Below are 18,175 nucleotides of genomic sequence, written 5' to 3' on the forward strand. Positions count from 1 at the left end.
GATCAGGTCACCAGCGTGATGGTCGAGGCGATCAGCATCACGGCGGCGATGGCGACGAAGAGGGCATAGATGCGCGGCCGGTCGAGCAGCAGCGCATTGCCGGAAATCCAGGCCGCCGTGGCGCCGCCAAGCGCGAACAGGAAGCCGTTGCGGTGGCCGAAGGACATGGAGGCGGCCATCAGGCCGCCGATGATCAGCGCGCCGAAGACGATGATGACGGCGACCGCGTATTTCTCGAAATCATTGCCGCCACCCATCGCCGGCCCCATCGCATTGAGATTGGGCAGGTCGTCAGGGTCGAAGGGACTGGTCGAGCCGTATTCGTCTTGACCGAGGGATTCGCGCATCATTCGTTCTCCGCTGGGCGGCAACAAACCATCAACGCCTGCCGAGCGCAACCCGGCAAAACCGCCACGGCGATGCATTCGCCGCCCGGCTGATGCCGGCGTGCCACGGTTTCCCGGTCGGTTTCAACGGCGCAGCGGCGTTGCGGTTCCCACAGCATGATGCCGAAAGGTGTGAAGCGGTTTTCCGACGATATCATGCTCCATCTCGGGCCCTGATCTACCTGGAAAAATCACTGCGCACGATGCCGTGCCGTTGCAGCTTGTCATAGAAGGTCTTGCGCGGGATGCCGAGCGCCTCGATGGTGCGCCGGACGTCGCCGTCATTGCGGCCAAGTGTCTCGCGTATGATCTCGGCCTCGTAGCGATCGAGCCGTTCCGGCAACGGCACGGAGGTGTCGCGTTCCGTTGCCGCAGGGGAAGGCGATCCGGCAACGTCCTCGAGCCCGAGCACGAAACGTTCGGCGAAATGAGCGAGCTCGCGCACATTGCCCGGCCAGTCATGGTCGCTGAGATGGCGCCGGACCGAGGCGGAGATTGCCGGCACGGCGCGCCTGAAGCGGGCCGCCGCCCGCTCGGCGAAGTATCCGAACAACAACGGCACGTCGTCCCTTCGCTCACGCAGCGGGGGGATCGACAGCGTCACCACATTGAGCCGGTAATAGAGATCCTCGCGGAAAGCGCCGCGCTGGCTGGCATCGCCGAGATCGACCTTGGCTGCCGCGACCACCCTCAGGTCGACCGGCCGCACCTCATTGGTACCGAGCGGCGTCACCTCGCGCATTTCCAAGACGCGCAGCATCTGCACCTGTGTCGAGGCCGGCATGCTTTCGATCTCGTCGAGAAACAGCGTGCCGCCGCTTGAATGCTCGATGCGGCCGACGCGTTTCTTCTGCGCGCCGGTGAAGGCTCCGGCCTCATGGCCGAACAATTCGCTCTCGATGACCGTCTCCGGCAGCGTGCCGCAGTTGAGCGCGACGAAATTGCCCTTGGCGCGGCGGCTCCAGCGGTGCAGCAGGCTCGCCACCACTTCCTTGCCGGAGCCGGTCTCGCCGGTCACCAGAACGTCGACATCGGTGTCGGCGATCTGCCGCAGCGTCCGGCGCAGCCGCTCGATCGCCGGCGTCTGGCCGATCAGCGGCAATCCCTCCTGGGCCTGCTCGGCCGCTTCTCGTAAAGCGCGGTTCTCGATCACCAGCCGGCGTTTTTCCGCCGCGCGCGCAACGCTCTGCGCCAGCCGGTCGGCGGCGAAGGGCTTGGTGATGAAGTCGTAGGCGCCGTCCTTGATCGCCTTGACCGCCATGGCGATATCGCCATGGCCGGTGACCAGGATGACGGGAATGTCGGGGTCGAGCCGCAGCACGCGGTCGAAAAGCTGCAGCCCGTCGATCTCCGGCATGCGGATGTCCGACACCACCACGCCGGCGAAATTCCTATCGAGCGCTGCCAGCGCTCTCTTCGCCACCGAGTAGGCCGACACCGCAAAGCCGGCAAGCTCCAGCGTCTGTCTTGTCGCCTTGAGCAGATCGCTGTCGTCGTCGATCAGGATCACCGGTGCTGGGTCGTGCCTAGTCATGCCGCGCCGGCTTTCGACAAATGGATGGTGAAGCGTGTGCCTTGGCCGCTGCTCGAAACCTCGATGCGTCCGCCATAGTCGGCGACGATGTCCTTGGAGATAACGAGGCCGAGCCCGAGGCCCCTTTCCTTCGAGGTGTTGAAGGGCGTGAACAGGGATTTCAGGATCGCGGGCGGGATGCCCGGCCCGTTGTCGGACACGACCAGCGCCACGTCTTCGGCGGTTTCGGTGGCGGAGACTTCGACCCGCGCGCCATCACGGCCATCGAGCGCCTCCAGCGCGTTCTGGAACAGGTTGATCAGCACCTGCTCCAGCCGCAACCGGTTGCCCATCACCTTCAGCGCCGGCGGCGGCAGCGTGATCGCCAGCGCGTCCAGCCGGCCGGCGAAGCGGCTCCTGAGCAGCACCACGGCGCCTTCGATCACGCTGCGCAGCTCAACCGGTTCGGCGGCGGTGCGGCCCTTGCGGGCAAAGGCTTTCAGCTCTTCTGTGATCGAGCCGATGCGCTCGGTCAGCGCGGCGATGGCGCCAAGGTTCTCTTCAGCCGAGGCGCTCTGCTTGCGCTCCAGGAAGACGCGCGCATTGTCGGCATAGGCGCGGATCGTCGCCACCGGCTGGTTGATTTCATGCGCGACGCCGGCAGCGACCTGGCCAAGCGTGGCAAGCCGGTTGGCCTGCACCAGCTCCTGCTGCATGACCTGCAGCTTCGCCTCCGTGCTGCGATGGTCGGCGATCTCGGCCTGCAGCCGGTCGCGCGCCAGGCTGAGGTCCTGCGTGCGCTCGACGACGCGGCGCTCGAGCTCGGCCCGCGCGGCCTGTTCGGCGGCAATCCGCATCTGGCCGGCTTGCCGCCGCCACAACAGATAGGCGGCAAAGGCAATGAGCGGGACGAGGACGCCAAGCGTCAGCAGCCGCATCTCGCGCTGGGCCGCCGCGATCGGCGCTTCGGCCGGAACGAGATAGTCGAGCCGCCACGGCGTCGACGGCACCGCGGTAGACAGCCGCAGATACTCGGCGTCGCTGCGCCCGGGCGTGATGGCATGGACCAGCGCGACATCGGAGCTGAGCGGTTGTGGCTTCGTGACCGGCAACGGCACCAGCGGCGCATCGCCGAATTGCTGGCTGGCGCGGATGGCGGCGCTGACCGAAACCGCCAGCGGCGCCGTCGTCATGAAGCGCCAGGAGGGCACGCTGGTGATCAGCACCACGCCATGCTCGTCGCTCACATAGGCCGGGCGGTTGGCCTCGTGCCAGTCGGCCTCGAGCTGGTCGAATTCCATCTTGACCACGACAACGCCGAGCGGCCCCGAAGCGCCGTCGACACGGCGCGAGATGTAGAGACCCGGACGCTTGCTGACATTGCCGAGCGCGAAATATTCGGCCGTGCCGGTTTCCATTGCGCCCGAGAAATAGGCGCGAAAACCGTAGTCGTTGCCGACGAAGCTCACCGGCTCGCGCCAATTGCTGGAAGCGATCGCCAAGCCGTCCGGGCCGGTGACGTAGAGCACCGAGGCCTTGGTGCCCGACACCAGCCCTTCGAGCTTGCGGTTGAGCACGTCGATCGCGGCAGGGCTGCGTTGCGTCAGCGCGTCATGCACCTGCTGGTCCTCCGACAGAAGCAGCGGCAGCGCGCGCGGATTTTCCAATACAGCGCGCAACAGCGCGACCTTGAGGTTGGCGTCGGTGCGTCCCTGCGTGGCCAAGGCCCCGATCTCGGTCGAACGGCCGTAGAGGCCGGCGCCGTAAAGCGCCGCGAGCACGATCAGCAGCGCCACCGCCGCGAACAGCAGCCAGGCGCGACGCGCCCGCCCGGCAAGCAGTTCGGGCGTGGCAGCAAGAACAGCGGCAGGGCGTTGCAGCATGCCGCATCTGTGCATGATTTCGCACAAAGCGCAAATCGATCTATGCGGATAACCGCACTAGCCTTCTCTAAAGGCGCTGTCACAGAATCGAAAAATCAAACAAAATCAACAAAGAGAGACACCCGGCACCATCTGGCACGCGCGTTGCAGATGCTTCCGCAGCAGCCGCGAGGCTGTGGAGGTCAACAGCCCCCTGGGAGGTCGAGCGTTTCGATCGGGGGCCGAATGGAGGATATCATGCAGACAGCAATCGCTGCCGCCGAACCCCGCGGCAAGGTTCCCTTTTACCGGCATCTCTATGTGCAGGTCCTGGTGGCGATCGCCGCCGGCATCCTGCTTGGCCATTTCTATCCCGACTTGGGCGCCTCGCTGAAACCGCTTGGCGATGCCTTCATCAAGCTGGTCAAGATGGTGATCGCACCGGTGATCTTCCTCACCGTGGCGACCGGCATTGCCGGTGTTTCCGACCTGCACAAGGTCGGCCGCGTTGCCGGCAAGGCGATGATCTATTTCCTCGTCTTCTCGACTCTGGCGCTCGTCGTCGGCCTCGTCGTCTCCAACGTCGTCCAACCCGGCGCCGGCATGCACATCAATCCGGCCACGCTCGACGCCTCGAAGGTCTCGACCTTCACCGAGAAGGCGCATGACACGACCATTGTCGGCTTCCTGATGAACATCATCCCCGACACCATCACCGGCGCCTTTGCGCAGGGCGACATCCTGCAGGTGCTGTTCTTCTCGGTGCTGTTCGGCATCGCCCTGGCGCTGGTCGGCGAACGCGGCCGCCCGGTCGTCGATTTCCTCCAGGCGTTGACCGCGCCGGTCTTCCGCCTCGTCGCCATCTTGATGAAGGCCGCCCCCATCGGCGCTTTCGGCGCCATGGCCTTCACCGTCGGCAAATACGGCATAGGCGCGATCGCCAATCTCGCCTTCCTGATCGGCACTTTCTACCTGACCTCGCTCCTCTTCGTGCTCGTCGTGCTCGGCGCTGTGGCATGGTACAACGGCTTCTCCATCCTGGCGCTGATCCGCTACATCAAGGAGGAATTGCTCCTGGTGCTCGGCACCTCGTCCTCCGAGGCGGCGCTGCCCGGCCTGATGGCCAAGATGGAGCGCGCCGGCTGCAACCGCTCGGTGGTCGGCCTGGTCATCCCGACCGGCTATTCCTTCAACCTCGACGGCACCAACATCTACATGACGCTGGCAGCGCTGTTCATCGCCCAGGCGACCGACACGCCACTCACCTTCGGCGACCAGATCCTGCTTTTGCTCGTCGCGATGCTGAGCTCGAAGGGCGCGGCCGGCATCACCGGCGCCGGCTTCATCACGCTGGCCGCCACGCTCTCGGTCGTGCCCTCGGTGCCGGTCGCCGGCATGGCGTTGATCCTCGGCGTCGACCGCTTCATGTCGGAATGCCGCGCGCTCACCAACTTTGTCGGCAACGCGGTCGCGACCATCGTCGTGGCCCGCTGGGAAGGCGAGCTCGACCAGAAGCAATTCGCCGCCGCCATGGCCGGCCAGTTGCCGGAGGAGGCAGACCTTGCGCTCTCGGGCGGCCTGCAGCCTGCCTAGCCAACCAGCATCCTCCCGATGCCGAACAGGCCGCGGCGATCGCCGCGGCCTGTTCTTTTTGTCGGCTGCCGCATAGGGTGGCGCGGCGCGGCACTCCTGCCGGTGCATTCCCGTTGCATTCAAGGGCGGTCGATGAGCAGTGCGTTTCCCGAGATCTATGTCGTTCGCCATGGCGAGACGGAGTGGAGCGCATCGGGCAGGCACACCGGGCGCACCGATATCCCGCTGACGGCGAAAGGCGAAGAGGCCGCGCGCGGCGTCGCCTATCGGCTCAAGGGCCCGACGTTCCAGGCGGTCTGGTCGAGCCCCTCGCAACGCGCTTTCGACACCTGCCGGCTCGCTGGCTTCGGCGAGCGCGCGGTCAAGAAATCCGACCTGCAGGAATGGGACTACGGCGCTTATGAAGGCGTGACGACCAAGGAGATCCTGTCCAAGCGACCCGGCTGGCAATTGTTTCGCGACGGCTGTCCGGGCGGCGAGACGGCGGCCGATGTCGGTGCCCGCGCGGACGCCATCATCGCCGGGCTGCGAGCGGTTGCCGGCAATGTGCTCATCTTCTCCAGCTCGCATTTCCTGCGTGTCTTGGCAGCACGCTGGGTCGGCCTGCCGCCGGAAGGCGGCGAGCACTTCGTGCTCGATACCGCCAGCCTCAGCATCCTGGGCTATGAGCACGATCTGACCGAGCCGGTCATCCGGCGGTGGAACCAGAAGTAGCCGCAGCTCGATAGCAGCTCAGGCGTCTCTGGAGATTAGGCGAAACCCTTCAGCCTCGTCATTCTAGGGCGGAGCAAGGAGCGAAGCGACGCGGCGCAGACCCTAGAATCATTCCGTTACCAATGAGCGTTGCCGCGGTGCAGAGCGACCCCTGTCTTGCGCCGCCTTTACCCTTTGCGCCAGGTCACGGAATGGATCCTCGGGTCTGCGCGTCCGCTTCGCTCCCGCTCCGCCCGTTGATGACGAAGCTGAGGCGTTTCGCTAGACTCTGACCATCGCCAGCTCCTCGGCCGTCAAATGCCGAGCCTTGCCCTTGGCCAGTTCGCCAAGCTGCAGCCGCCCGATCGCCACCCTGACCAGCCTCAGCACCTCAATGTCGAAAGCGGCGAGTAGCCTGCGGATGTGCCGGTTGCGTCCCTCGTCAAGCACGATCTCCAGCCAGGCTGTCCGCCCGCCGCTGCGCAACAGCGCGATCGAGCTTGCGGCGAGCAACTCGCCGTCGACGACGGCGCCCTGACGAAAACGCTCCAGCATTTCTTTGTCGGGCGCGGCCGCGATCTGCACGTGATAGGTCTTGGCGACATGCGAGACGGGGTCGAGCAGGCCGTTCGCCCAGCGCGTGTCGTTGCTCAGCAAAAGCAGCCCTTCGCTCGCCTTGTCGAGGCGGCCCACGGGCGACACGAACGGCAGGTCAAGCCCTCCCAGGCAGTCATAGACGGTTCCGCGGCCCTCCGGGTCGTCGCGGGTGGTGACCACCCCGCGCGGTTTGTTGAGCATCAGATAGACCTTGCGCTCGGCAATGACGCGCTCGCCGTCGACGGTGATGCGGTCGCGGTCGGGATCGATGCGCAGCAAGGCATCGCGCACTGTCTTTCCGTTGACCTGCACGCGGCCCTCGACGACGAGACGCTCGGCCTGCGTGCGCGAGCAGAAGCCAAGCTTGGAGAGCGCTCGGGCGAGACTGACTTTGGCGACGATGGATCGTCTGTCGGGTTGGCGTGCCACTATCTCTGTCTTCGAACGTCTCAAAAACGCGCAACTGATGCCACGCCTGGCGAGATGGGCGCAAGCGGCTGTGTTACCCGGTTCAGATCGCCAATTTCACTCCTGCGGCGCGCTCAGCCGCCGATAGGAGACGCCGTCGAATGTTGCCGTCACGAAGTTGCTGACCGACATCTTGCGCTTGCGCCCGTCGCTGCAGGCATAGAGCGGCCAGCCGGCGTCGCTGCATTCGATGGCCATGCAGATGCGGGCCACGCAGTTGCCTGTGGTCAGCCGGAAACCGCCCTTGCCGGCAAAGCCCTGCAGCAGGCTGCCATCCGAGGAACGCCATGTCCGCTGCTGGAATTCGGGCCGCAGCAGCCGAGGCTCGAGCGGCGCGGCTAAACCGGTTTGGGCCGCGGGGCCCGAATATTGAAGCCGGTAACGCGCCATGCCGGTCGTGTATGCGGTGATAAGATCGGATTGGCCCGAATAGGCCGCCGCGAGGCCGGGTCGGTCGAAAAGATGGGACGCGCGCGGCTCCGCCCCTGACGGTCTCGTCAGGGCAGCGATGGCGACAAAGGCCAGGCAGACGCGCAACATCCCGATTTCCAGCAGCCATACCCCATCCGGCGTGCCGGGTTGCCCGGTGCCTGAGCGTACAATCTTTCCAATCGGATTTTCGCGCAAGCGCCCGTTTTCGGGGCGCCGTAACGGATCGCCCTCGCTTCCGTCAGCTATTGGCGGCCGACGGCAGCTCGAACAAGGTGGCGCCGTTCTCGCGCCCTCGGTCGACATAGCCGATCACGCGGAACCATTTCGCGACGTCGGGCCTGTGCAGCCAGCTGCGCGAGTGGACGGGAAGGTTGCCGGCCAGCGCCTGGACATGGCGGATGTGGCGCTTGCAGAAGCGGACCGTCGTGGCGTTGAAGAAATCCTCCCGCGCGGCAAAGAGCGTGTCGGCGGCGTCCGCATGCTCATGCCAAGCGATGATCGCCACCGTCCTGTCGTCCTGCACGAGCGCATGGGCCCGGCCTTCCTTCAGGTTCATCATCAAATTGTCATAGGCGCTTTTGCTGTCCTTGCCGGCCGCCACATATTCGTCCGACATTCGCTTGGACAGACCGCGGAAAACATCTTCCAGGTCTCCGACCGTCGCCGCGCGTGCTCTCATTTCTCCTCCTGACAGCCCGCCAGCAGTTTGCCCCAAGCAACAGGGATCACCAAGAAAACCAAATTCCCGATCCGCGGTGTGCGCGCAATCTTTTTCCGCACGGAAGGGCCCGACCGCTGATCACGCTCGCATATCAGCGTTGGCTTGAGATCGCTTTTCCGCTGTCGGATCTCGGCGGCGGCTGCGTGCGCCTTGGCAATACGGACATCCGGCTGGCGGCCGATCTTGCCGCTGGCCTCACGCTGGCGACGACGGCAAGAGAAAGCGTATCGTTGAATTCATTGCAGCCCTGCCATAAAAGGCGCAAGTTCTCGATGGCCTGCAAGGTCTGACTGCAGCGTTAGGGGTATGCATTGACGTCAAGCAGGCCGATCCTGATCACCGGCGCAGCCGGCTTCATAGGTTTTCACCTTTGCCAGAGGCTGCTTGCCGAAGGCCGGCATGTTGTCGGCCTCGATTCCATGAACGAATATTACGACGTCACCTTGAAGCAGGCGCGGCTCGAGCGGCTGAAGGCTTTCCCAAACTTTCATTTCGAGCATGTCGATCTCGCCGACCGCGATGGCATCTCGGGGGTCTTTGCGTCGGTCGCGCCGCAGATCGTCGTCAACCTCGCCGCGCAGGCGGGCGTCCGCTACTCGCTGGTCAATCCGTATGTCTATGCGCAAAGCAATCTAAACGGCTTCCTCAACATCCTGGAAGGGTGCCGGCAGGCCTCGGTCGGCCATCTCGTCTATGCATCGTCAAGCTCGATCTATGGCGGCAGCACGCGCATGCCGTTCTCCGTGCATGATTCCGCCGACCATCCCCTCAGCCTCTATGCCGCCAGCAAGAAGGCAAACGAGCTGATGGCCCACACCTACAGCCATCTGTTCGGGCTGCCGACGACGGGCCTGCGCTTCTTCACCGTCTACGGTCCGTGGGGACGGCCCGACATGGCCTTGTTCATCTTCACCAAGGCCATCCTCGCCGGTCAGCCGATCGATGTCTTCAACCATGGCAACATGCAGCGGGACTTCACCTACATCGACGATATCGTCGAGGGGGTGGCCCGCGTCATGCAGCATCCAGCGACGCCCAATCCCGATTGGACAAGCGCTGCACCGGACCCCGCGACGAGCACCGCGCCGTTCAGGATCCATAACATCGGCGACAGCTCGCCTGTCGAGCTCAGCCGGCTGATCGACGTTCTGGAAGACGCTCTCGGGCGCAAGGCAATCCGCAACCTGATGCCGCTGCAGCCGGGCGATGTGCCTGCGACTTATGCCGACGTCGCATCGCTCGAGGCGGTGATCGGCTTCAAGCCCAGGATCCCGATCGAGATCGGCGTCCCGCGCTTCGTGCAATGGTATCGGGATTTCTACCAGGTCTGATTGCAGGTCAGAGCAATTCCAGGAAAAGTGTGAGCGGTTGAGTTCGGCGCCTTCGCCGTAACCTTCCGTCTGGAACTGCCTCAAAAACAAAGGGATAGAGCGGCGACTATCCGAGCTCGCCGCTCGTTCAGTCGGCCCGGCGTGCCTGCCTGTCGATCCAAAGCGCGATCAGCGTGCAGGCGGCGCCCGAAAGCAGATAGGCGCCGGCGGCGATGAGGCCGAAATTGCCGGCCAGGAGCAGCGCCGCGAGCGGCGCGAAGCCGGCGCCGAACATCCAGGCCAGGTCCGATGTCACCGCCGAGCCGGTATAGCGGTGCTGGCGCGAGAAGCTCGATGCGACGACGCCTGAGGATTGCCCGAAGCTCAAGCCCAGCAGGATGAAGCCGAGCACCATGAACACCGTCTCGCCGACGGTGCCGCCGTTGAGAAGTTGTGGGGCAAAGCCGCTGAAGGCTGCGATGGCGACGGCGCCGCCGCCGAGCAGGGCGCGGCGTCCGACACGGTCGGCCAGCGGACCCGATGCAACGATCGCCGCGATGCCAAACAGCGCGCTCACCACTTCGATGACCAGGAAACGTTCCGGACCCTCATTGGTGAACAGGAACACCCAGGACAGCGGGAACACCGTCACCATATGGAACAGGGCGAAGCTCGCCAGCGGCGCGAAGGCGCCGACGACGACGTTGCGTCCTTCCGTCCGGACCATCTCTCTGATGCGCGTCGGCTGCAGGTCGCCGCTCTCGTAGAGTTTTGAGAATTCGGGCGTGACCACGATGCGCAGCCTGGCAAACAGCGCCACGACGTTGATGGCGAAGGCGACGAAGAAGGGATAGCGCCAGCCCCAGGCGAAGAAGTCGTCGGCCGAGAGGTTGGCGACGAAGAAGGCAAACAGCGAGCTTGCCACGATGAGCCCGATCGGCGCGCCGAGTTGCGGGATCATTGCATAGATGCCGCGCCGGTTCTGCGGCGCATTCAGCGCCAGGAGCGAGGGCAATCCGTCCCATGTCCCACCGAGCGCCAGGCCCTGCAGGAAGCGGGTGAGCGACAGCAGCCAGGCGGCGACCGTGCCGACGTCCTCATAGGAGGGCAGGAACGCCATGGCGACCGTCGAGGTGCCGAGCAGGAACAGCGCGATCGTCAGCTTGGCGCCGCGGCCATAGGCGCGGTCGATCGCCATGAACAGCACGGTGCCGAACGGGCGCGCGATGAAGGCCAGCGCGAAGATGGCGAAGGAGTAGAGCGTTCCGACCAGCGGGTCGTGGGTTAGGAACACAAGCTTGGGGAACACGATCACGGAAGCGATCGCATAGACGAAGAAATCGAAGAATTCCGACGTCCTGCCGATGATCACGCCGACCGCGATATCGCCAGCGCTGACCTGGCCGTGATGCGAGCCGATCAGCCTGCTGTCCGTTTCGGAAGTCGAAGTTTCAGCCATCGTTTCCGTCGTCACCAAACTCAACTTCGGAACGCGATTGTCGTCGTCCCGACGCTATGTTGTCGTCATCCAGATGCGACGTTGTCGTCATCCAATTATGCGTGCACACTTTCGCGAAAGCCATACCGGCTGGGCATTGGACAAATTGTCCAATGTCGTCGCTGTGCCTGCGGCAGTAGCCGTTGGTCCATATCGCATCGCAACCTGCAGAGATCCTGCTGCAGGGCCATCGAGGGCAGCGTTTGATGAGACGATCCGGAGCCTTGCTTCTTTTTCCGCTCGCCGTGCTGCTGAGCGGCTGCGACCTAGTCGTGCTGGCGCCCGCGGGCGACGTGGCAGTGCAGCAGCGCGACCTGCTCGTCGTCTCGACCCTGCTGATGCTCATCATCATCCTGCCGGTCATGGCGCTGACCGTGCTGTTCGCCTGGCGCTACCGGCAATCCAGCACCACGGCGATCTACACGCCGGACTGGGACCATTCGACCAAGCTGGAGCTGGTGATCTGGGCGGCACCCCTGCTCGTCATCATCTGCCTCGGCGCGCTCACCTGGCTCGGCTCCCATCTGCTCGATCCCTACCGGCGCATCGACCGGATCGAACCAGGACAGCCGGTCACCCAGAACCACAAGCCGCTCAGGGTCGACGTCGTCGCGCTGGATTGGAAATGGCTCTTCATCTATCCGGATTACGGCATTGCCTCCGTCAACGAGTTGGCGGCGCCGGTCAACCAGCCGATCGACTTCCGCATCACCTCCTCGACGGTGATGAACTCATTCTACATTCCGGCCCTTGCCGGACAGATCTACGCCATGCCCGCCATGGAGACGAAGCTGCACGCGGTCATCAACCGTCCGGGCACCTATTCCGGCTTCTCGGCCAACTACAGCGGCGCCGGCTTCTCCGGCATGCGCTTTGCGTTCCACGGGCTCTCCGATCAGGCCTTCGGTGAGTGGGTGACCCAGACCAAAGGTGCGCAGGCTACGCTCAGCCGCGAGACGTATCTCGAGCTCGAGCGTCCGAGCGAGAACGAGCCGGTCCGCCACTATGCCTCCGTCGATCCCGACCTCTATGGCGCGATCCTCAATCTGTGCGTCGAGCGCGGCAAGATGTGCATGAACGAGATGATGTCGATCGACGCCAAGGGCGGCCTTGGGCTGGCCGGCGTGCGCAACACCTTGCCGCTGCAATATGACAAGCTTGCCCGGCGCGGCGCGGTGTTCGGCAACGATCCGTCCTATGTCGCCAGCATCTGCACGGCGGAGGAAGCAGCCGCCGCCTCGCGCTCGGCCCGCGATGCCGGCGCGAAATACTGGCCAATGCGCGATCTTTCCCCGCTGCGCGGGGCAGGGCTGCTCAGTCCAGGGGCCGGCAGCCGCCGCGCCGATGCCGGGACCCCGTCGCTCGGCCTGCTGCGCTTCGAATTGTGAGGGATGGCGGATGCCTGAGTCGCTGACCAAATTCATCTTCGGCCGCCTCACTCTGGAGTCGCTGCCGCTGCACGAGCCGATCGTCGTCGTCACCTTCATCGTCGTGGCGTTGGGCGGCCTCGCGGTGCTCGGCGCGGTCACCTATTTCAAGCTTTGGGGTTATCTGTGGCGCGAGTGGTTCACCAGCGTCGACCACAAGAAGATCGGCATCATGTACATGGCGCTCGGCCTCGTCATGCTGCTGCGCGGCTTCTCCGACGCCATCATGATGCGCCTGCAGCAGGCCATCGCCTTCAACGGTTCCGAGGGTTACCTCAACGCTCATCACTACGACCAGATCTTCACCGCCCATGGCGTGATCATGATCTTCTTCGTGGCGATGCCTTTCGTCACCGGGCTGATGAACTTCGTCGTGCCGCTGCAGATCGGCGCGCGCGACGTCTCGTTCCCCTTCCTCAACAATTTCAGCTTCTGGATGACGGTCGGCGGCGCGATCCTGGTCATGGCCTCGCTGTTCGTCGGCGAGTTCGCCCGCACCGGCTGGCTGGCCTATCCGCCGCTCTCCGGCATCAATTACAGTCCCGACGTCGGCGTCGATTACTACATCTGGGCGCTGCAGGTCGCCGGCGTCGGCACGACATTGTCCGGCATCAACCTGATCTGCACCATCATCAAGATGCGCGCCCCAGGCATGACCATGATGCGCATGCCCGTCTTCACCTGGACCTCGCTCTGCACCAACGTGCTGATCGTCGCGTCCTTCCCGGTGCTGACGGCGGTGCTGACGCTGCTTGCGCTCGACCGCTATGTCGGCACCAACTTCTTCACCAACGATTTCGGCGGCAATCCGATGATGTATGTGAACCTCATCTGGATATGGGGCCACCCGGAGGTCTACATCCTCATCCTGCCGCTGTTCGGCGTCTTCTCCGAGGTCACCTCGACCTTCTCCGGCAAGCGCCTGTTCGGCTACACCTCGATGGTCTACGCCACGATAGTCATCACCATCCTGTCCTATCTCGTCTGGCTGCACCACTTCTTCACCATGGGCTCCGGCGCCAGTGTCAATTCCTTCTTCGGCATCACCACGATGATCATCTCGATCCCGACCGGGGCGAAGATATTCAACTGGCTGTTCACCATGTATCGCGGCCGCATCCGCTTCGAATTGCCGATGATGTGGACGGTGGCCTTCATGCTCACCTTCGTCGTTGGCGGGATGACCGGCGTGCTGCTTGCCGTGCCGCCCGCCGACTTCGTGCTGCACAACAGCCTGTTCCTGATCGCGCATTTCCATAACGTCATCATCGGCGGCGTGCTCTTCGGCCTGTTCGCCGGCATCGCCTATTGGTGGCCCAAGGCCTTCGGCTTCAGGCTCGATCCGTTCTGGGGCAAGGTTTCGTTCTGGTGCTGGGTGCTCGGCTTCTGGCTCGCCTTCATGCCGCTCTATATCCTCGGCCTGATGGGCGTGACCCGCCGCATGCGCGTCTTCGACGATCCCTCGCTGCAGATATGGTTCGTGATCGCCGCCTTCGGCGCGGTGCTGATCGCCTGCGGCATCGCCGCCTTCCTGGTCCAGATCTTCGTCTCCATCCGCAAGCGCGAAGCGCTGGCCGATCACACCGGCGATCCCTGGGACGGCCGCACCCTCGAATGGTCGACCTCCTCGCCGCCGCCGGCCTACAACTTCGCCTTTACGCCGGTCATTCGCGACAACGACGCCTGGTTCGACATGAAGAAGGCCGGCTACCGGCGCCCGCTGTCCGGATTCAAACCGATCCACATGCCGAGCAACACCGGCACCGGCGTCGTCCTGGCGGTTTTCAGCGTCGCGCTCGGCTTCGGCCTGATCTGGTACATCTGGTGGCTGGCGGCGCTGAGCTTCGTCTGCCTCATCGCCACCGCGATCGGCCACACCTTCAACTACCACCGCGACTTCGACATCCCGGCTGCCGAGGTCACGCAAACCGAAGAGGCGAGGACGACGCTCCTCGCCGCCCAGGGCTAGGAATTGAGCATGGCATCGAGCGCGATCACGGCCGTCGCGGAACCGGTCTTCCACCTGGAAGAAGAGCACGCGCACGCCGAAGGCGGCAGCACCATGCTCGGCTTTTGGCTCTACTTGATGAGCGACTGCCTGATCTTCGCCATGCTGTTCGCGGCCTATGGCGTGCTCGGCGGCAATTACGCGGCGGGTCCGGCGCCGAAGGATCTGTTCGATCTCGGTCTGGTGGCGGTCAACACCACCATGCTGCTCTTGTCCTCGATCACTTATGGCTTTGCCATGCTGACCATGGACAAGGGCCGTGTCGGCGCGACGCAGGCCTGGCTCGTGGTGACCATGCTGTTCGGCCTGGCGTTCCTCTCCATCGAGCTATCCGAATTCGCGCACATGATCCATGAAGGCGCGACCCCGCAGCGCAGCGCCTTCCTGTCGTCCTTCTTCACCCTGGTCGGCACGCATGGCCTGCACGTGACCTTCGGCATCGTCTGGATGGTGACGCTGATGGTGCAGGTCGCGAGACACGGCCTCATCGAGGCCAACCGCCGCCGGCTGATGTGCCTCTCGATGTTCTGGCACTTCCTCGACGTCGTCTGGATCGGCGTCTTCACCTTTGTCTATCTGATGGGGATGCTCAGATGAGCGCTCATGATCATGCGGGTCACGACCATACCCATGGCGGCGCCGCGCACGGGTCGCTGAGGGGCTACCTGATCGGTTTCGTCCTGTCGGTGATCCTCACCGCCATCCCGTTCTGGATGGTCATGACCGGCGCCATGGACAACAAACAGGCCGCGGCCATCATCATCATGGCCTTCGCGGTGGTGCAGATCGTGGTGCACATGGTCTTCTTCCTGCATATGAACCCCGCCTCGGAAGGCGGATGGTCGATGCTGGCGCTCATCTTCACTGTGGTTCTCGTCGTCATCGTGCTGAGCGGCTCGCTCTGGGTGATGTACCACCTCAACGCCAACATGATGCCCGGGCTCCACGAGATGCGGGAGATGCCATGAGCCCCATTTCAGGCGTGGGCGTGTTGCGCGCGGGGAGGGCCAAAGCCGAGGCAAAGGACATGACCGGCCGGGCAGGTATCGGCTCTCATGCGGCCTCGAAGGGTTCCACGTCGCGATTCTTGGCTGTGGTGCTTGGGCTTCTCGGCGTTCTGATGTTTCTCGGGCTCGGCGTCTGGCAACTGGAAAGACGGGTCTGGAAGCTCGACCTGATCGCCCGCGTCGACCAGCGCATCCATGCTCCAGTCGTCGATGCGCCCGGCCCGCAGGACTGGAGCGGGTTGAGCGCACCGGACTACGAATATCGCCACGTGCGGTTGACCGGGCGCTTGCGGGGCGGCGCCAACACGCTGGTGCAGGCGGTGACCGAGCTTGGCGGCGGCTATTGGGTGCTGACGCCGATGCGCGACGACCGCGGTTTCACGGTCCTCGTCAACCGCGGCTTCATCCCGCAGGAGCGCAAGGTGGAGTTCGAGCGGGAGAATGCCGCGCTCGCCTCGCCGGCGACGGTTGAGGGGCTGCTGCGCATCAGCGAGCCCGGCGGCGGTTTCCTGCGCAGAAACGATCCGGCTGCCGATCGCTGGTATTCGCGCGACGTCGCGGCAATCGCCAAGGCGCGCGGCCTGGCGGATGTTGCGCCCTATTTCATCGATGCCGAGGCATCCGGCGCTGCTGGCTGGCCGCGCGGCGGGCTCACCGTCGTCACCTTCCGCAACAGCCATCTCGTCTATGCTTTGACCTGGTTTGCCCTTGCAGGGATGCTGGCGACGGCGCTTGCCGGGCAGGTCCTCACCGGCCGCCGGAACTGGGATGCAGCGTGATGAATATCGCGTGGCCCCATCACGACAAGCCGTTCCTGATGCTTCCTCCAACGCGGCAGGGAGGCGCCGCCTCGAACGCCGACGTCACGAACAGGAAGAACCTGCTCCTGCTCATCCAGCTGCGCTGGCTGGCAGTGGCGGGGCAGGTGCTGACCATCCTGGTCACGCAATACTGGTTCGCCATCCCGCTGCCGCTCACCGAGATGGCGGGCGTGGTGCTTTTCCTGGTCGGCCTCAACATCTTCAGCCTGCTCGCCCTGCGCGGCAACTGCCGGATCTCCAACGCGCAGCTCTTCGTCGCGCTGATTTTCGACATGGCGGCGCTGACGACGCAGCTCTACCTGAGCGGCGGCGCCTCGAATCCGTTCGTGTCGCTCTATCTCCTGCAGATCACGCTCGGCGCCGCGCTGCTGGCGCCATGGTCGACCTGGCTCCTGGTGGTGGCGGCTTCGGCCTGCTTCGTCTTCCTCATCTTCGTTTTCCAGCCGATCGCGCTCCCGCATCATGGCGGCAGCGATCTCCTGGCGCTGCATCTGCGCGGCATGTTCATCTGCTTCGTGCTCGCGGCCGGGCTGATCGTGATCTTCATGACGCGCATCAACCGCAACCTGCGCGAACGCGATGCCTATCTCGCCGACCTGCGCCAGCGTTCGGCCGAGGAAGATCACATCGTGCGCATGGGCCTGCTGGCCTCGGGTGCCGCGCATGAACTGGGCACACCGCTGTCGACAATATCGGTCATCCTGTCCGACTGGCGCCAGATGCGCGGCGTCAAGCGCAACCGCGAGCTTTCCGAGGACGTGGCCGAGATGCAGGCGCAGATCGAGCGCTGCAAAGGCATCGTCACGGGCATTCTCATGTCCTCCGGCCAGGCGCGGGGCGAGGGCACCATCCGCACCACGATCCGCCGGTTCCTCGACGATCTCGTCGAGGAATGGCGCGTCAGCCGCCAGCCTATCAAGCTGGACTACGGCAATGGTTTCGAGCCGGACGAGCCGATCGTGTCCGACACGGCGCTGAAACAAGTGATCTTCAATGTGCTCGACAATGCGCAGGAGGCATCGCACGATTGGGTCGGCATCACCGCCGAGCGGCAGGATGAGAAGCTGGTGCTCTCCGTCGAGGATCGCGGACCCGGTTTCGACAAGGATATTCTGGCAACGCTCGGCCAGCCCTATATGTCGAGCAAGGGGCGACCAGGCGGCGGCCTGGGCCTCTTCCTGGTGTTCAACGTGGTGCGCAAGCTTGGCGGCGACGTTTCGGCGCACAACATGGCCGAGGGCGCCCGTGTTACCCTTTCGCTGCCGCTGGCGGCGCTGACCTATGGAGACGATCGTGAAATCTGATCGATCCTTGTTCGTAATCGAGGACGACGCGACCTTTGCGCGCACGCTCAAACGCTCGTTTGAAAAGCGCGACTACGACGTCGTGGTCTGCCACGACCGCGAGGCGCTGCTGGTCGCGCTTGAAACGGCCGTTCCGGCCTACGCCGTCGTCGATCTCAAGCTCGGATCGGGATCGGGTCTCGAATGCGTTAAGCTTCTCAGCGCCCGCAATCCGTCGATGCGCATCGTCGTGCTGACGGGATTTGCCAGCATCGCCACGGCCGTCGAGGCGATCAAGCTCGGCGCGGGCCACTATCTGGCCAAGCCCGCCAACACCGATGACATCGAAGCCGCCTTCGGCCGCGCCGAGGGTGACGCTTCGGTGCCGCTCACCAGCCGCCCCACCTCGATCAAGAACCTCGAATGGGAGCGTATCCACGAAACGCTGGTCGAGACCGGCTTCAACATCTCCGAAACCGCGCGCCGGCTCGGCCTGCACCGGCGCACGCTTGCCCGCAAGCTCGAGAAGCGCGTGGTGCAGTAGGGCGCCGCACCA

Annotated in this window: 19 protein-coding genes; 11 read left to right on the top strand and 8 right to left on the bottom strand. The window is 64.4% G+C overall.

Annotated features, from left to right (window positions below):
* Nucleotides 1–2: 2 nt before the first annotated feature.
* From LB526_RS09145 to LB526_RS09160, 4 genes are read right to left on the bottom strand one after another with little or no spacing between them, the layout of a single operon-like run.
* Complete coding sequence (locus LB526_RS09145; protein WP_224608676.1) at nucleotides 3–350, bottom strand: hypothetical protein; 348 nt, start codon at nucleotides 348–350, stop codon at nucleotides 3–5.
* Nucleotides 347–544, bottom strand: a complete 198-nt coding sequence (locus LB526_RS09150) for a hypothetical protein (protein ID WP_224627351.1) — start codon at nucleotides 542–544, stop codon at nucleotides 347–349. Before LB526_RS09150 ends, LB526_RS09145 begins: the two co-directional genes overlap by 4 nt.
* A gap of 20 nt (nucleotides 545–564) precedes the next feature.
* Nucleotides 565–1,920 carry a sigma-54-dependent transcriptional regulator gene (locus LB526_RS09155; RefSeq protein ID WP_224627352.1) on the bottom strand — a complete coding sequence of 452 codons (1,356 nt, stop codon included), beginning with the start codon at nucleotides 1,918–1,920 and terminating at the stop codon, nucleotides 565–567.
* Complete coding sequence (locus LB526_RS09160; RefSeq protein ID WP_224627353.1) at nucleotides 1,917–3,782, bottom strand: sensor histidine kinase; 1,866 nt, start codon at nucleotides 3,780–3,782, stop codon at nucleotides 1,917–1,919. The genes LB526_RS09155 and LB526_RS09160 overlap by 4 nt, the downstream gene beginning before the upstream one ends.
* 237 nt (nucleotides 3,783–4,019) lie before the next feature.
* Here LB526_RS09160 and LB526_RS09165 point away from each other — a divergent pair, with 237 nt between their 5' ends.
* Both LB526_RS09165 and LB526_RS09170 read left to right on the top strand, forming a co-directional pair.
* Nucleotides 4,020–5,354, top strand: coding sequence for a dicarboxylate/amino acid:cation symporter (locus LB526_RS09165; RefSeq protein ID WP_140844031.1), 1,335 nt, complete (start codon nucleotides 4,020–4,022; stop codon nucleotides 5,352–5,354).
* 132 nt (nucleotides 5,355–5,486) lie between these two features.
* Nucleotides 5,487–6,068: a histidine phosphatase family protein gene (locus LB526_RS09170; protein ID WP_140844033.1), complete on the top strand. Its 582-nt coding sequence runs from the start codon at nucleotides 5,487–5,489 to the stop codon at nucleotides 6,066–6,068.
* Between the two features lie 261 nt (nucleotides 6,069–6,329).
* On the opposite strand, the gene LB526_RS09175 is transcribed toward LB526_RS09170, so the two are convergent.
* From LB526_RS09175 to LB526_RS09185, 3 genes are all read right to left on the bottom strand, one after another.
* Nucleotides 6,330–7,076 carry a pseudouridine synthase gene (locus LB526_RS09175; protein WP_411967383.1) on the bottom strand — a complete coding sequence of 249 codons (747 nt, stop codon included), beginning with the start codon at nucleotides 7,074–7,076 and terminating at the stop codon, nucleotides 6,330–6,332.
* A 93-nt stretch (nucleotides 7,077–7,169) separates the two neighbouring features.
* Nucleotides 7,170–7,739 carry a hypothetical protein gene (locus tag LB526_RS09180; protein ID WP_224627355.1) on the bottom strand — a complete coding sequence of 190 codons (570 nt, stop codon included), beginning with the start codon at nucleotides 7,737–7,739 and terminating at the stop codon, nucleotides 7,170–7,172.
* Between the two features lie 43 nt (nucleotides 7,740–7,782).
* The gene (locus tag LB526_RS09185; RefSeq protein WP_140844035.1) at nucleotides 7,783–8,223 is read right to left on the bottom strand and encodes a hypothetical protein; all 441 of its coding nucleotides are present in this window, start codon (nucleotides 8,221–8,223) and stop codon (nucleotides 7,783–7,785) included.
* Here LB526_RS09185 and LB526_RS09190 point away from each other — a divergent pair.
* Together LB526_RS09190 and LB526_RS09195 are read left to right on the top strand one after the other, a co-directional pair.
* Nucleotides 8,214–8,555, top strand: coding sequence for a hypothetical protein (locus tag LB526_RS09190; protein WP_224627356.1), 342 nt, complete (start codon nucleotides 8,214–8,216; stop codon nucleotides 8,553–8,555). The two genes, LB526_RS09185 and LB526_RS09190, sit on opposite strands and share 10 nt — an antisense overlap.
* Before the next feature lie 21 nt (nucleotides 8,556–8,576).
* Nucleotides 8,577–9,596, top strand: a complete 1,020-nt coding sequence (locus LB526_RS09195; protein WP_224627357.1) for an NAD-dependent epimerase — start codon at nucleotides 8,577–8,579, stop codon at nucleotides 9,594–9,596.
* A 127-nt stretch (nucleotides 9,597–9,723) separates the two neighbouring features.
* Here LB526_RS09195 and LB526_RS09200 read toward each other — a convergent pair whose 3' ends face one another.
* A complete protein-coding gene (locus LB526_RS09200) occupies nucleotides 9,724–11,034 on the bottom strand; it encodes an MFS transporter (protein ID WP_224627359.1) in 1,311 nt (436 codons plus the stop codon).
* A gap of 245 nt (nucleotides 11,035–11,279) precedes the next feature.
* Here LB526_RS09200 and cyoA point away from each other — a divergent pair, with 245 nt between their 5' ends.
* The 7 genes from cyoA to LB526_RS09235 are packed head-to-tail and all read left to right on the top strand — an operon-like array spanning nucleotide 11,280 to nucleotide 18,163.
* Entirely contained in the window at nucleotides 11,280–12,461 is a 1,182-nt protein-coding gene (cyoA, locus tag LB526_RS09205; RefSeq protein ID WP_224627362.1) for a ubiquinol oxidase subunit II, read from the top strand.
* Nucleotides 12,462–12,471: 10 nt separating this feature from the next.
* Entirely contained in the window at nucleotides 12,472–14,469 is a 1,998-nt protein-coding gene (gene cyoB, locus LB526_RS09210; RefSeq protein ID WP_224627364.1) for a cytochrome o ubiquinol oxidase subunit I, read from the top strand.
* 9 nt (nucleotides 14,470–14,478) lie between these two features.
* Nucleotides 14,479–15,105, top strand: a complete 627-nt coding sequence (cyoC, locus tag LB526_RS09215) for a cytochrome o ubiquinol oxidase subunit III (protein ID WP_224523506.1) — start codon at nucleotides 14,479–14,481, stop codon at nucleotides 15,103–15,105.
* Nucleotides 15,102–15,476, top strand: a complete 375-nt coding sequence (gene cyoD / locus LB526_RS09220) for a cytochrome o ubiquinol oxidase subunit IV (RefSeq protein ID WP_224627366.1) — start codon at nucleotides 15,102–15,104, stop codon at nucleotides 15,474–15,476. The genes cyoC and cyoD overlap by 4 nt, the downstream gene beginning before the upstream one ends.
* Nucleotides 15,473–16,294: an SURF1 family protein gene (locus LB526_RS09225; protein ID WP_411967325.1), complete on the top strand. Its 822-nt coding sequence runs from the start codon at nucleotides 15,473–15,475 to the stop codon at nucleotides 16,292–16,294. The genes cyoD and LB526_RS09225 overlap by 4 nt, the downstream gene beginning before the upstream one ends.
* Nucleotides 16,294–17,640 carry an ATP-binding protein gene (locus LB526_RS09230; protein ID WP_411967327.1) on the top strand — a complete coding sequence of 449 codons (1,347 nt, stop codon included), beginning with the start codon at nucleotides 16,294–16,296 and terminating at the stop codon, nucleotides 17,638–17,640. Before LB526_RS09225 ends, LB526_RS09230 begins: the two co-directional genes overlap by 1 nt.
* A complete protein-coding gene (locus LB526_RS09235; RefSeq protein WP_224627368.1) occupies nucleotides 17,630–18,163 on the top strand; it encodes a response regulator transcription factor in 534 nt (177 codons plus the stop codon). The genes LB526_RS09230 and LB526_RS09235 overlap by 11 nt, the downstream gene beginning before the upstream one ends.
* The last annotated feature ends 12 nt before the right edge of the window (nucleotides 18,164–18,175 follow it).

The organism is Mesorhizobium sp. CA6 (assembly GCF_020165035.1).
Taxonomy (GTDB): Bacteria; Pseudomonadota; Alphaproteobacteria; order Rhizobiales; family Rhizobiaceae; genus Mesorhizobium.

Coding starts and splice junctions, on each gene's coding strand:
- LB526_RS09230 (WP_411967327.1), top strand. CDS start 16,294: ATGAATATCGCGTGGCCCCATCACGACAAGCCGTTCCTGATGCTTCCT.
- cyoB (WP_224627364.1), top strand. CDS start 12,472: ATGCCTGAGTCGCTGACCAAATTCATCTTCGGCCGCCTCACTCTGGAG.
- LB526_RS09150 (WP_224627351.1), bottom strand. CDS start 544: ATGATATCGTCGGAAAACCGCTTCACACCTTTCGGCATCATGCTGTGG.
- LB526_RS09200 (WP_224627359.1), bottom strand. CDS start 11,034: ATGGCTGAAACTTCGACTTCCGAAACGGACAGCAGGCTGATCGGCTCG.
- LB526_RS09225 (WP_411967325.1), top strand. CDS start 15,473: ATGAGCCCCATTTCAGGCGTGGGCGTGTTGCGCGCGGGGAGGGCCAAA.
- cyoC (WP_224523506.1), top strand. CDS start 14,479: ATGGCATCGAGCGCGATCACGGCCGTCGCGGAACCGGTCTTCCACCTG.
- LB526_RS09170 (WP_140844033.1), top strand. CDS start 5,487: ATGAGCAGTGCGTTTCCCGAGATCTATGTCGTTCGCCATGGCGAGACG.
- LB526_RS09145 (WP_224608676.1), bottom strand. CDS start 350: ATGATGCGCGAATCCCTCGGTCAAGACGAATACGGCTCGACCAGTCCC.
- LB526_RS09165 (WP_140844031.1), top strand. CDS start 4,020: ATGCAGACAGCAATCGCTGCCGCCGAACCCCGCGGCAAGGTTCCCTTT.
- LB526_RS09160 (WP_224627353.1), bottom strand. CDS start 3,782: ATGCTGCAACGCCCTGCCGCTGTTCTTGCTGCCACGCCCGAACTGCTT.
- cyoD (WP_224627366.1), top strand. CDS start 15,102: ATGAGCGCTCATGATCATGCGGGTCACGACCATACCCATGGCGGCGCC.
- LB526_RS09155 (WP_224627352.1), bottom strand. CDS start 1,920: ATGACTAGGCACGACCCAGCACCGGTGATCCTGATCGACGACGACAGC.
- LB526_RS09185 (WP_140844035.1), bottom strand. CDS start 8,223: ATGAGAGCACGCGCGGCGACGGTCGGAGACCTGGAAGATGTTTTCCGC.
- cyoA (WP_224627362.1), top strand. CDS start 11,280: ATGAGACGATCCGGAGCCTTGCTTCTTTTTCCGCTCGCCGTGCTGCTG.